This window comes from Brunnivagina elsteri CCALA 953 (assembly GCF_002289455.1).
In the GTDB taxonomy this organism is placed as follows: Bacteria; Cyanobacteriota; Cyanobacteriia; order Cyanobacteriales; family Nostocaceae; genus Brunnivagina; species Brunnivagina elsteri.
Map to the genome: position 1 here is coordinate 1 of NZ_NTFS01000241.1, position 10,261 is coordinate 10,261.

Genomic DNA, 10,261 nt, shown 5'->3' on the forward strand with positions numbered 1-10,261 from the left:
GCCCTAATTTGTATTACATTCCAATGAAAAGCTCTATATAACTTCTTCCTTATCCTCCTTTGATATTATGACGCTTGGGAGCATATTTTGATTCAGGAATTTATCAAAAAACAAAAAAGAGTGGAATTTCGCTCTTTTTTAGCGTATCCACTCTCATAATTATTATAAATTTGATGATAGGAAAATATGACTTAATTCCTATTACCTAAAAGTTAACGGGATTCAGTTCCTTGATTTGGACTACCAACGACTGAATCATTTGCTGGAGATTCGGGTTTAGCTGTTGGTTTTGCATCACTTTCCGATGCTACACCTGTTTTACGATTTTCTTCTTCAATTGTAGTCTGATATCCACCAGAAGCGTTTGTATCATCTTTTTGTTGGCTTTTATTCTTTTCTGGTTTATTCTTTTCTTGACTCATAACAAAATGTTTCCTTTTACTTATTTCCCTAATATTAATAAGGTTAAGGTAATATTCACATCTGCCGAAAATAGGATTATGAGTTTAAATTTTGTCTATCTAATGGTTTAGTATCTAATGATTTAGAAGCCAGACTTTTGGGGTACATTGGGAATATTACTTTTAACTGTATTCCACAGTTGTAATAACTCTTTCTCTGGGATGTTACTTGCTTGGATACATAAATTTCGTAAGCAAACTAGGTTATCTTTTGTATAGGCATTATCTTTGGGTATACCTTTACAGAAATTTACTGTTTTGCTAGACGAACAAACATTAAATAAATGAAGAATATTTCCATTTTTTATTTGTTTGTCAACATTTGGATTGGCAGCATCGATTCTGGCTATTGATGAATCTAATACTGTTTCAGTTTCGGGTTTGATATTTGTTGATTTCCAACCATTTTTGAAGACATAAAATGAAATTGTATAAGCACCAAAGTCACCATATACACAACCATTTTGGAAATCTTTTGGCATATCGGGAATAACACTATTATTAATACTTCCCATGTAAATCATTTGGATTTCTGATTTTACATTTTTCCAAGTTTGACAGACTGGTAATCCTGTTGATGGTTTTGGTTTTTGGGCAGTCGCAGAATGAGTATTATGAAGAATAAATCCAATAATTAAGCTAGCAACAGCACCACCAATAACTAATGTTTTAATTGGTAGCATTAAATTCACTCCTTTGAATAATAAACACAGAAGTTAGGACGTTATTTTATACACTACCTAACTCTAAAAAAGCAGTAAATTTTAGTATCATCTTAAATTATGATTCTGAATAGCTAGCGTAGATACAAATTTGTTGAATGTATTTCGTAATACCTACTCAATATCTCCGACTTCTTGAAGAAGTCGTGGATATGAGGAGCAATTTGTTGCGATCGCAACACGGGGGAAAAGCTTTACTTCGGTTTACGCTAACGTCAAACTACCGTTAAAATCAGAAAACATTAATTTATGTAAAGCAGATAATCATGTTTTCTCAGCAAAAACTTATGTAGCACTAAATCGAATCTCAGGTACAAGATTTAAATTTATCAAGGGATAGGGAGCAAAAGCCTAAAAATGTGTCGTTTACTAGCTTACATTGGTTCAAGGGTTTCTCTGGAAGGGCTGCTTTTCCAACCGGAACATTCGTTGGTGGTTCAAAGCTATCAACCACGGGAAATGCTGTCGGGGGTTGTGAATGCGGATGGTTTTGGTGTGGGTTGGTATGATTTGCAGAGGAATAATTGTCCTTTCATTTACAAAAATACTTTACCAATTTGGAATGATATTAATTTGCCGAGTCTCAGCAGTTATGTTGAGTCGGAAAATATCCTAGCATATGTCCGTAGTGCGACAACTGGTCAAGCTCTGGATTTTAGTAATTCTCAACCGTTTGTATATGATAATTTACTTTGTATTCACAACGGTCGGATTGATAAGTTTCGGCAGACTTTATACAGAGCAATTCGTAGCAAACTAAGCAATAAAATTTACAATTGGATTAATGGAAGTACGGATTCAGAACATATTTTTGCAATGGTACTGAATTATTTACTAGAGAATCCTGGTAAAAGCATCGAGCAAGCTTTACATCTAAGTTTGATTGAACTCAAGGAATTAGCGCAAGAATTTCAAACCGATGTATTAGCGAATTTAGTCATTAATGATGGTAAAAAAATTGTCGCTTCACGATATGCGACGAAATTACCAGCACCATCGTTATATTGGCTCAAAAATGCTGTAAACTTTCCAAATTCGGTAATTATTGCTTCCGAACCGCTATTTAATGGTGATTGGAATGCATGTCCAGAAAATAGCATTATCAGTGTGGGGGAAGACTGTGAGATTAGAATTGAACAAATCTAGCTTAAAAGATTTAAAACAAAATTATCCGGGCAGTATCACAAAATCCTACATACGTGATGCATTTCAAGAATGTCGCAGTCAAACCCTAGAATTATTCGATAAAATCAAATTAGAAGCTTTTTATAGCCAAGTACATCCTGATTTTAGTCCGATTGGCTGGCATTTAGGACATATTGCATTTACAGAATCCCTATGGTTATTGGAACGTAGCGCAGGTAAAAAATGTATATTTCCCGAATATCGGAAATTATATGCTGCGGATGGTTTACCAAAGTCACAAAGAGTGAAATTACCCAGCATTGAGGAAACCCGTTATTATTTGGATGTAGTGAGGGAAAAAGTTTTTGATTATTTAGAAGTTGCAGATATCGCAGCAGTAGAAAAAATCTGGTTTTTTCTACTTCAACACGAATGTCAGCACTGTGAAACAATTTCTATTATCTGGGAATTAATTAAAACCCAATCCTCAAATCCTATCAAGATATCTCGTCAGGATATTTCTACCTCACTCCCAATTTCCCCAATCTGCCAGGAAATGATTAAAATTCCAGCAGGAGAATTTCTGATGGGAAGTAACGAAATAGATGCACTTGATAACGAAAAGTCAAGCTATCAAGTGTATTTAGATACTTACTTTATTGACCGTTATCCCGTTACATGCGGAAATTTTCGCGATTTTATCCAAGCTGAGGGTTACAAAAATAGTCAGTATTGGTCTGATACTGGTTGGACATGGTTGCAGTCAAAACAACTAAAACAACCTTTATATTGGCATGATGACACAGCTTGGGACAATCATCCAGTTTGTGGTGTGAGCTATTACGAAGCAGAAGCTTATGGGAAATTTGTGGGAAAACGACTACCAACAGAAGCAGAATGGGAAAAAGCTGCGAGATGGGATGTCAAATCAAATCGCGATCGCAAGTATCCTTGGGGAGAAGAAAAACCCACAGCAGAGTATTGTAATTGCGCTGGAAATATCTATAAACCTCAAACAACCCCAGTAAATGCCTATCCCCAAGGACAAAGTGCCTCTGGGATGTATGATGCATTAGGAAACGTTTGGGAATGGACTAGTTCTTGGTTTGATGGTTATCCAGGTTTTGAATATTATCCGTATATCGGTTATTCCCAAGTATATTTTGATGGGGAACACCGAGTACTCAAAGGTGGTAGCTGGGGAACTCGGATTTGGGCAATGCGATCGAGCTTTCGGAATTGGTATCATCCCCATGTGCGAGAAATTTTTGCAGGTTTTCGATGTGTTCGAGATTAAAAAGTGGAGATAATAAACATTCTCCCACTCTTCTCCGCGCTTCTGCACCTCCGCGTGAATAAATCCATAGATTTTAGAAGTTCACTACTTAAATCCTCGTATTATCTAAGTCAATCTAGCTGAAGCGTGATGTTTTGCGATATAGCTTTGTGTTTGACTGTCTAAGTATTTGGCTTAAGTTTGCTTTTTAACAAGTATCATCAACTTTCGGAGGGATAATGACCAGATTTCAAACTACCAGCAATTCCCAGCGTTTAATTATTAAACATTTGCGTGAAGTCGCTTCGATTCTGACAGTTGCTGGAAGTGATGTGGTGAATGGTTTGTCTCAAGCAAGGAAAACCTTACCCCCACGTTATTTTTATAGCGATCGCGGTTCGGAATTATTTGAAGAGATTTGCGAATTACCGGAATATTATGTAACGCGAACTGAAACGGCTATTTTAGAGGATTGTGCGGCTGAAATTGCCGAAATAACGGGTAAATGCGAACTTGTGGAATTGGGTAGTGGTAGTTCGACTAAAACCCGGATTTTACTGGATGCTTATAATCAGCTTGGTTTGCCATTACGCTATTTACCTGTTGATGTGAGTGCGGGAATGTTGGAAAGCTCTGCAAAACAGCTTTTAATCGATTATTCAAACCTAGAAATTTATGCACTTGCGGGAACTTATGAATTAGCATTACAACAACTTCCAGCGAAGGAATTACCAACCAGGATGATTGGGTTTATTGGTAGCACTTTGGGTAATTTGAATCCAGGGGAATGCGAAATCTTTTTCTCGCAAGTTACCCAAGCTTTGCAAGTGGGGGAATATTTTTTGTTAGGGGTAGATTTACAGAAACCAAAACATATTATTGAAGCTGCTTATAATGATAGTCAAGGTGTTACAGCAGAATTTAATCTGAATATGCTGGAGCATTTGAATAGGTTGTATAACGGGAATTTTGACACTTCACAATTTAAGCATTGGGCATTTTATAATGAAAGCGAAAATCAGATTGAGATGCATTTACGTTCGTTAAAACAGCAAACTGTAGAATTACATACTCTGAATTTGCGCGTTAATTTTGCTGCTGGAGAAACCATCATGACGGAGATTTCTCGAAAATTTGATATTGAAACAATTCAGCAACAGTTAAAATCCCACGGTTTAGTTAGCAAAAAAGTTTTTACAGATGTAAATAACTGGTTTGGTTTATTTCTTTGTCAGTTGTGAAAAAAGTCAACTTACCTAGAAAAAAGTATCAGAGTGTCGCAGCAGTATCCCAAAGCAAGCTATAAAGTAGGTGTAGTGGAAGCATAAATGTGAGATGTAAACAGCATGACAAGTTACCAAATGGATATAAATACCATGTCTAACGGAGAATCTATTAACGATTTAATCGCTGGAAGTTCTACTATCAATCACGTTGAGGTGATTGAGAATGTAATCGACTCTCTCGAACAAGATGACAGCGCAATGGTTAACCATCCCCCAGAAGGTGGTTATTTGTGGAAATTTAAATATGGTAGTGTGGAAGTATTCGTCCAGCTAACGGGTACTACCGATGAAGATACCCTTACAGTTTGGGCTACTGTACTCAGATTACCCGCAAAAGATGAATCTCAGTTGATGCGGAAACTCTTGGAAATGAACTGTTCTAGCACATTAGAATCTCGGTTTGGGATTATCGAAAATCAAGTTGTAGTCATTTCTACCCGCACTTTAGCTGAATTATCTCCTGGAGAAGTTTCCCGACTGATTACTATTGTCGCAACGATCGCAGATAATAATGATGATGAACTGCGATCGCAATTCGGCATCAGCTAAAATTTAGAGGTTATGAATTAAGGGTTAGGAGTTATACTAAAAATGGCTTGGAGTTTAGCTTTTAAACGCAGAGGTTCGCAGAGTGAAGCGCAAAGCTACGCAGAGAATATTTGCAATTCTGTGCTTATGTTAAAAGTTTAATTATTAGTCGTTTAGAGTATATACAAAGAAGAATGAATATTAACTCCTAACTCCTAAATAAACTTTGACTTCAACTTGGAGACTGATACCTTTACTCGCAGCATCTGGTAGTATGCAGATGGCAGTCGATAAATGGTTACTCGAACAACATCTTGCGGGTAAACATCCTCACACTTTACGATTTTATACATGGATGCCAGCAGTTATTTCCCTGGGTTTTCATCAACATAAATATCCTGAAAGCTGGCAAAGTCTTTCTTGGCAAGGAAAAAAATTGGATTTGGTCAAACGTCCAACTGGTGGAAGGGCTGTTTTACACCAAGGTGATTTGACTTACGCTGTGGTAACATCTGGACTCAGTAATAGTCGGATGCAAGCTTATCAGGAAATTTGCGAATTTTTAATTGTTGGATGGAAACAATTGGGTATAGATTTAGATTATGGAACAGCAGGAAGGGGTTATATCCATAATCCTAATTGCTTTGGTACAGCAACAAGTGCAGATTTAGTTACTAATGAAGGTTATAAGTTAATTGGTAGCGCACAGTTACGCAAAGATAATGTGATTTTGCAACATGGTTCAATGCGTTTACAACCAGATGCAGAACTGTTTTCGCGAGTATTTGGGGAAGATTTTGTCACAACAGAAGATTTTGCAAATCTAAATTTTGAGACTATTATTGATGTTTTAATTTCTGCTGCGAGGGATTGTTTTAATATCGAATTTGAGATTAAACCATTAACAGAAGATGAATGGAAAATTATTGTAGGGGTTAACGGTTGTTAACCCTCTATATTGTATTATATTTTTTATTAACATCCTAAATGTTTGATTTTGTTTTCAAATACAGAGGTTTAATCAAAGCTATATATAATTATAAAACCATCAAATAAGTATCTTTCCCTTCCACTGGTAATACTCGCAATTTTTGATTTTGTAAATCGGGTTCTAATCCTAAATCTTCCAAAGGTATTAATCCCAATAAAGGTTCTGAATCTTCTGGTAATTCAATACAATTAAAAGTTCCCTCTCTTTCCTCAACAGAAAGATTTAACATCTTAAAAATACGAACTTTTTGGATTCCAATTGCTATTTTTACGTCTACTTCTCCTTGAAGTGGTAATCCTAAGTCACTAATAATATTAGCAGGTAAACATAATCTAGTTGCACCAGTATCTACCAAAACATCATGCAAGGTTATCGAACGAATTTGTTCTGCTGGGATAAATCCTCTTTCGGCAAGAGTTTGATCTATTTGGTTAGTAACGGTGATTGTAGTAGTAACTTTTCCCATTTTTTGACTATTATTTTGATTATTGGTAGATGTCATTGTATTTTCTCCTAAGTCTAGGAATTTATTTATTTAGGTTTGTAATATTAGGGTTAAATATATTTTAAGTTTTACTGATATTTTTTTAATTTATCATATATTAGTTTTACATAATTCGTAAAACAGTTAACTCATATCTCCCAATATCCCTGACTTCTTGAAGAAGACAGGGATATAATAAAATAAAGAAAGACAATTAATCTTTAGTTGATTTAGCAAGAGCAGCTAATTGTAAACCTGATGGATAAATCCCATCTTGCTTAATTTGCTTAATTTCCACATCGCTGATTCGTAACTTTAATTTTTTTGCCAATATTTTGACAATATCACCCTTATCAATCACACCAGCAACCGCATCAGCAGGTGATAATATAGTCACACGAATTAATTGTTCATTCTCCATCTTATTAATCACTTCCACCAAAGTACTCGTCTCCTTTAATGTAGGAATTTCCGAGAACGGATGCACAATACTTTGCAAACTTTTTGTTTCCCAATCACTACGTTCAATTTTTCGTAACTCATCGACTAAAACCATCCCTTGATAACGTCCATCTGCTTCCGCAAAATAAACTTGAGAAGTCGAATTTTCCAGTAAATACAAGTCAGCAAATGCCCGTAATGTTTGGTTCCCATCAACTACCCGAAAATCCCGTGTCATTGCTTCCACAACAGTGGTTTCCAGTAACGTTTCTTGCAAACTCGTAACACGCATATAATTTGTCGCATTACGAATCCCAAACCATCCCAACAAAGCGATCCATAAACCCGTACCCAAATCACTCGTGAAAAAATCAACCGCTAAACCCAATGCGATCGCAGTATATCCCACAACTTGACCTGCTCTTGCTGCTCCTCGTACCGCTTTAAATCGGTTTCCTGTGGCTTTCCATATAGCTGCTTTTAATACCTGTCCACCATCCAAAGGTAAACCAGGAATTAAATTAAATAGCGCCAAAACCAGATTAATTCGTGCTAAATCGCCAATGACAACACTTGCTGGTGAATTTGCAGGTAGTATACCTAGTGATAGAAAAAGCAATAAAAATAACCCAATACTGACAAGAGGACCTGCGATCGCAACTTGAAATGCTTTACCTGGGGTTTTTGACTCTTCTTCAATCGCAGCAATTCCACCAAATAAAAACAGTGTAATCGAATTTACCTTAATTCCTTGGGACTTTGCAGCTAAACTATGCCCCAATTCGTGCAACACAACCGAAGTGAACAACAGCAACGACATGGCTACAGCACCACTCCAAGCAAGTACAGTTCCCCATTCTTGGTAAGCAAAGCCAAAATTCAGGGTTGACAGCACAAAAATAACAAACCACAAAGGGTCTAAAAATAGCGGGATTCCAAATAATGATCCGATTCTCAAATTAGTTTGCATTATTACATTCCTAGAATAAATATTACTGACAGTACTTAGTGCGTATCTTATTTATTTTCCTGTTCAGGTTTTTACTTAGCAACCATCTAGACTTCAGATAACTTCTATCTCTAGCATAGACAATTAACAGCACTTCTAGACATCCTATAGGGAAGGAAAAAAGAAAGATTATTTTACTAAAAAAGAATTCTAATTAAAAAAAGAATACGAAAGATATATTTGTAGGGGTAGGTTTTTCCCAATCCGTACCACAATTCATGGGTTGTAATCATTATTTGAATCGGTATAATTACAAAAATAATTCCCAAATAATCCCCAAATAATTATAGAGACGTTTCACCAGAACCTCTCCAATACTTCTCGGATAAGGTTTCGTGAACGAGAGAAACCCGGTTTCTATTTGATTCAAAACCTTATTACAAAGGGATTTACAAGAAACCGGGTTTCTGAATTAATGCTTAACCCAGCAGTATTGAGAACGTCTCTACATGCACATCCTAGCTAAAATTTATCCTTAGAGTAATCCAAGAAATAAATGATCCAACTGTTGATCCTGAGTCGCTATGTAATAGACAGAGATGCTTCATTGCGCTTCGCTCCATTCAGCATGACAATTGGGCACTTTTTTACTTGGAACACTCTTATGCTCGTTGAAATCAATGGTTTCAATCTTCCCTCCTGGGGAAGGATATGACTACCCCAGAAGTTAGAATTATGACAAGAGAGAAAAAATTGCGATCGCTACATTTTGCCGATGTTATAAAGTCCTAAAATAACACCAACACCAAGAATATGACCGAAACACATTGCACCAATAAATGTGGGAATACTGATGGGAAATAAAGGTATTTTGGTACCAACCATCGGTTTGCTGATTGTACAGCTTAGTAATAATGCCAAAAACGAACAACCACTAATAATAATTCCCACTGTTGAATTCCAAGTATGTGTTGCGGAAATATTTGTGACTGCTACTAACAATGATGAGTTCAATTGTCTATCTCCCAAAAGAAATAATTAAAGATGTAGATATCGCGTTTATCAGAAGTCAGATATATCGTCTTAAAATTATGTAGCGTACTTCCCCTGGAATTCTGACTTCTAGATTCTAAAAAAGATTATATAATTTTCTTTCTACAACTTGCGATGATTCTAATTAATTTATAATTGCTGTATTTACATTTACAATTAATCTAGATTTATATGTAGTTTTTTATCCAAGATTAAGTCTATGAGAATTAAGATTTGTGGAATTAAAACTCTAGAACAAGCACAAGCGATCGCAACTTATGGAGCAACTGCTTTAGGCTTTATCTGTGTACAGAATTCACCACGCTATATTAGCAGCGAACAAATCAAGCTAATAGTAGATGGATTACCAGAAAACATTGATAAAATAGGTGTTTTCGCAAATGAATCAGTAGAAAAAATAGTTTTGATTTCTCAGATATCTGGCTTGACAGGTGTACAATTACATGATAAAGAATCACCAGAATTCTGTCAAGAATTACGGCAAGAATTAACAAAAATAGAAATAATTAAAGCTTTGAGAATACGTAATCTTGATGATTTAGAAAATGCCGTAATTTATACCAATTATGTTGATACTTTGCTACTTGATGCATACCATCCCCAACAATTAGGGGGAACTGGTCAAACTTTAGATTGGAATTTGCTCCAAAACTTTAATCCTGGCTGCCCTTGGTTTTTAGCAGGAGGATTAACACCAAATAATATTATTGATGCATTAAGCCAGTTAAAACCCAATGGAATTGACTTATCAAGTGGTGTCGAAATCGCACCAGGAAATAAAGATTTGGATAAAGTTGCAAGGTTGTTTGCAAGATTGGGGATGGGGGATAGGGCATAACCCTTGTAGAGACGTAGCATTGCTACGTCTGGGTACATCCCAGTTTTTATTCTTCCAAGAAAGATAAATAAATCATGAGAAAGTAAAGGGAAATTAAACGCGAACGC

The 10,261-nt window shown here is 36.0% G+C and carries 11 protein-coding genes; 6 read left to right on the forward strand and 5 right to left on the reverse strand.

The genetic code is table 11. The annotated features are described in order from the left end of the window. Positions 1–212 precede the first annotated feature (212 nt). Positions 213–422 (reverse strand): hypothetical protein, encoded by a 210-nt coding sequence (locus tag CK510_RS19400; protein ID WP_095723268.1) that lies wholly within the window; start codon positions 420–422, stop codon positions 213–215. Between the two features lie 122 nt (positions 423–544). Next, a complete protein-coding gene (locus CK510_RS19405) occupies positions 545–1,144 on the reverse strand; it encodes a hypothetical protein (protein WP_095723269.1) in 600 nt (199 codons plus the stop codon). A 396-nt stretch (positions 1,145–1,540) separates the two neighbouring features. On the opposite strand from CK510_RS19405, the gene egtC reads away from it, so the two are divergent. From egtC to CK510_RS19430, 5 genes are all read left to right on the forward strand, one after another. Further along, the gene (gene egtC, locus CK510_RS19410) at positions 1,541–2,329 is read left to right on the forward strand and encodes an ergothioneine biosynthesis protein EgtC (RefSeq protein ID WP_095723270.1); all 789 of its coding nucleotides are present in this window, start codon (positions 1,541–1,543) and stop codon (positions 2,327–2,329) included. Then, positions 2,304–3,605: an ergothioneine biosynthesis protein EgtB gene (gene egtB / locus CK510_RS19415; RefSeq protein ID WP_245912224.1), complete on the forward strand. Its 1,302-nt coding sequence runs from the start codon at positions 2,304–2,306 to the stop codon at positions 3,603–3,605. Before egtC ends, egtB begins: the two co-directional genes overlap by 26 nt. Before the next feature lie 218 nt (positions 3,606–3,823). Continuing rightward, on the forward strand, positions 3,824–4,825 hold the full coding sequence (gene egtD / locus CK510_RS19420) for an L-histidine N(alpha)-methyltransferase (RefSeq protein ID WP_095723272.1): 1,002 nt from the start codon (positions 3,824–3,826) through the stop codon (positions 4,823–4,825). A 105-nt stretch (positions 4,826–4,930) separates the two neighbouring features. Beyond that, on the forward strand, positions 4,931–5,419 hold the full coding sequence (locus CK510_RS19425) for a YbjN domain-containing protein (RefSeq protein ID WP_095723273.1): 489 nt from the start codon (positions 4,931–4,933) through the stop codon (positions 5,417–5,419). A gap of 253 nt (positions 5,420–5,672) precedes the next feature. Further along, positions 5,673–6,347, forward strand: a complete 675-nt coding sequence (locus CK510_RS19430; RefSeq protein ID WP_095723277.1) for a lipoate--protein ligase family protein — start codon at positions 5,673–5,675, stop codon at positions 6,345–6,347. 88 nt (positions 6,348–6,435) lie between these two features. Here the strand turns inward: CK510_RS19430 and CK510_RS19435 are convergent, their stop codons facing one another. The 3 genes from CK510_RS19435 to psaK all read right to left on the reverse strand — a co-directional run bounded on the left by CK510_RS19435 (position 6,436) and on the right by psaK (position 9,277). Beyond that, positions 6,436–6,891 carry a pepsin/retropepsin-like aspartic protease family protein gene (locus tag CK510_RS19435; RefSeq protein WP_211293232.1) on the reverse strand — a complete coding sequence of 152 codons (456 nt, stop codon included), beginning with the start codon at positions 6,889–6,891 and terminating at the stop codon, positions 6,436–6,438. A 196-nt stretch (positions 6,892–7,087) separates the two neighbouring features. After that, a complete protein-coding gene (locus CK510_RS19440) occupies positions 7,088–8,284 on the reverse strand; it encodes a site-2 protease family protein (RefSeq protein ID WP_095723274.1) in 1,197 nt (398 codons plus the stop codon). A 741-nt stretch (positions 8,285–9,025) separates the two neighbouring features. After that, the gene (psaK, locus tag CK510_RS19445; RefSeq protein WP_095723275.1) at positions 9,026–9,277 is read right to left on the reverse strand and encodes a photosystem I reaction center subunit PsaK; all 252 of its coding nucleotides are present in this window, start codon (positions 9,275–9,277) and stop codon (positions 9,026–9,028) included. A 238-nt stretch (positions 9,278–9,515) separates the two neighbouring features. Between psaK and CK510_RS19450 the strand changes: the two genes are divergently transcribed. After that, complete coding sequence (locus tag CK510_RS19450) at positions 9,516–10,154, forward strand: phosphoribosylanthranilate isomerase (protein WP_095723276.1); 639 nt, start codon at positions 9,516–9,518, stop codon at positions 10,152–10,154. The last annotated feature ends 107 nt before the right edge of the window (positions 10,155–10,261 follow it).